Raw genomic sequence first — 2,500 nt, 5'->3', positions numbered from 1 at the left:
TAACACTTCGTGGAGGCCCGAACCCACTGGCGTTGAAAAGCCAGGGGATGAGGTGTGGATAGGAGTGAAAGGCTAATCAAACTCGGAGATAGCTGGTTCTCCCCGAAATATATTTAGGTATAGCCTCGGGGGTTCCGTGATGGGGGTAGAGCACTGAATGGGCTAGGGGCCTCACCAGGTTACCAAACCCAACCAAACTCCGAATACCATCAACGTATACCCCGGGAGTCAGACTGCGGGTGATAAGATCCGTAGTCGAAAGGGAAACAGCCCAGACCGTCGGCTAAGGTCCCCAATTGTATGCTCAGTGGAAAACGATGTGGAAATGCCCAGACAACCAGGAGGTTGGCTTAGAAGCAGCCACCCTTTAAAGAAAGCGTAATAGCTCACTGGTCGAGTGGATCTGCGCGGAAAATGTAACGGGGCTCAAGCATACAACCGAAGCCACGGACTTATATTTCAAAATATGAGTGGTAGGGGAGCATTGTGTAAGCCTGCGAAGGTCAACCGTGAGGATGGCTGGAGGTATCACAAGAGATTATGCTGACATGAGTAGCGAAAATGCGGGCGAGAAACCCGCACACCGAAAACCCAAGGTTTCCTACGTAAAGGTAATCTGCGTGGGGTTAGTCGGTCCCTAAGGCGAGGCCGAAAGGCGTAGTTGATGGGAAACAGGTTAATATTCCTGTACCTCTTTTTACTGCGATGGGGGGACGGAGAAGGGTAGGCAATCCAGGCGCTGGTTGTCCTGGTTCAAGCGTGTAGGGGGGGAGAGCAGGTAAATCCACTTTCCCGTCAACTCTGAGACGTGATGACGAGAGCGTATGCTCATAAAGTTGTTGATCCCATGCTTCCAAGAAAAGCCTCTAAGCTTCAGGTAATTTGAGACCGTACCGTAAACCGACTCAGGTGGGTGAGGAGAAAATCCTAAGGTGATTGAGATAACACTGGTTAAGGAACTCGGCAAAATGACACCGTAACTTCGGGAGAAGGTGTGCCTCCACTAGGTGTAGCGATTTGCACGCGAAGCCGAAGGAGGTCGCAGAGAAATGGCGGTAGCGACTGTTTACTAAAAACACAGGACTCTGCTAAGTCGTAAGACGATGTATAGGGTCTGACGCCTGCCCGGTGCCGGAAGGTTAAGGGGATTTGTTAGCCGCAAGGCGAAGCTTTGAACCGAAGCCCCGGTAAACGGCGGCCGTAACTATAACGGTCCTAAGGTAGCGAAATTCCTTGTCGGGTAAGTTCCGACCTGCACGAATGGCGTAACGATTTCCGCGCTGTCTCAACCAGTGACTCAGCGAAATTGAATTGGCGGTGAAGATGCCGTCTACCCGCGGTAAGACGGAAAGACCCCGTGAACCTTTACTACAGCTTGACAGTGACATTCGGAATAGCTTGTGTAGGATAGGTGGGAGACTTTGAAGCTGGCACGCCAGTGTCGGTGGAGTCGTCCTTGAAATACCACCCTGGTTGTTTTGGATGTCTAACCTAGGCCCGTCATCCGGGTCGGGGACACTGTCTGGTGGGTAGTTTGACTGGGGCGGTCGCCTCCCAAAGAGTAACGGAGGCGCGCGAAGGTTCCCTCAGGCTGATTGGAAACCAGCCGTAGAGTGCAATGGCATAAGGGAGCTTGACTGCGAGACCAACAAGTCGAGCAGGTACGAAAGTAGGTCATAGTGATCCGGCGGTTCTGTATGGAAGGGCCGTCGCTCAACGGATAAAAGGTACTCCGGGGATAACAGGCTGATCTCCCCCAAGAGTTCACATCGACGGGGAGGTTTGGCACCTCGATGTCGGCTCATCGCATCCTGGGGCTGAAGTAGGTCCCAAGGGTTTGGCTGTTCGCCAATTAAAGCGGTACGCGAGCTGGGTTTAAAACGTCGTGAGACAGTTTGGTCCCTATCTACCGTGGGCGCAGGATACTTGAGAAGAGCTGTCCTTAGTACGAGAGGACCGGGATGGACGTACCGCTGGTGTTCCAGTTGTTCCGCCAGGAGCAGTCGCTGGGTAGCTAAGTACGGAAAGGATAACCGCTGAAAGCATCTAAGCGGGAAGCCTCCTTCAAGATTAGGTATCCCTGGGTGTAACAACCCCTGAAGGCCCGTTGTAGACCACAACGTTGATAGGCTAGGTGTGTAATCACAGTAATGTGTTGAGCTTACTAGTACTAATCGGCCGTGAGGCTTGACCATAAAAAAATAAATGGAAGGGGGGTGCTAACCCACCCCCCAACCTATAAAACAGTCAACTCCAAAACTAAACTAACTACAATCCCTCAATTGCAATTGGAAATCAATTAGCAAACAGCTTACAAGCTGGATGCAACCGATTTCTGGTGGCTATGCCGAGGGGGCCACACCCGTTCCCATCCCGAACACGGAAGTTAAGCCCCTCAGGGCCGATGATACTGCACGGGTAGCTGTGTGGGAAAGTAGGTCGCCGCCAGAATTAATAAAACAAACGCCCCGCCAGGTATACCTGAGCGGGGCGTTTGCGT

2 rRNA genes (1 of these 2 cut by a window edge) are annotated in these 2,500 nt (G+C 52.2%); both read left to right on the top strand.

From position 1 onward, the window contains the following. Positions 1-2,195, top strand: a 23S ribosomal RNA gene (locus B5D39_RS11345); it begins 762 nt to the left of the window's first position. 139 nt (positions 2,196-2,334) lie between these two features. Continuing rightward, positions 2,335-2,451: ribosomal RNA gene (gene rrf, locus B5D39_RS11340) — 5S ribosomal RNA — on the top strand. The last annotated feature ends 49 nt before the right edge of the window (positions 2,452-2,500 follow it).

Origin of the sequence: Trichlorobacter thiogenes (assembly GCF_900167465.1) — a bacterium.
Lineage (GTDB): Bacteria > Desulfobacterota > Desulfuromonadia > Geobacterales > Pseudopelobacteraceae > Trichlorobacter > Trichlorobacter thiogenes.
This window is presented reverse-complemented; position numbering and strand designations above follow the sequence as displayed.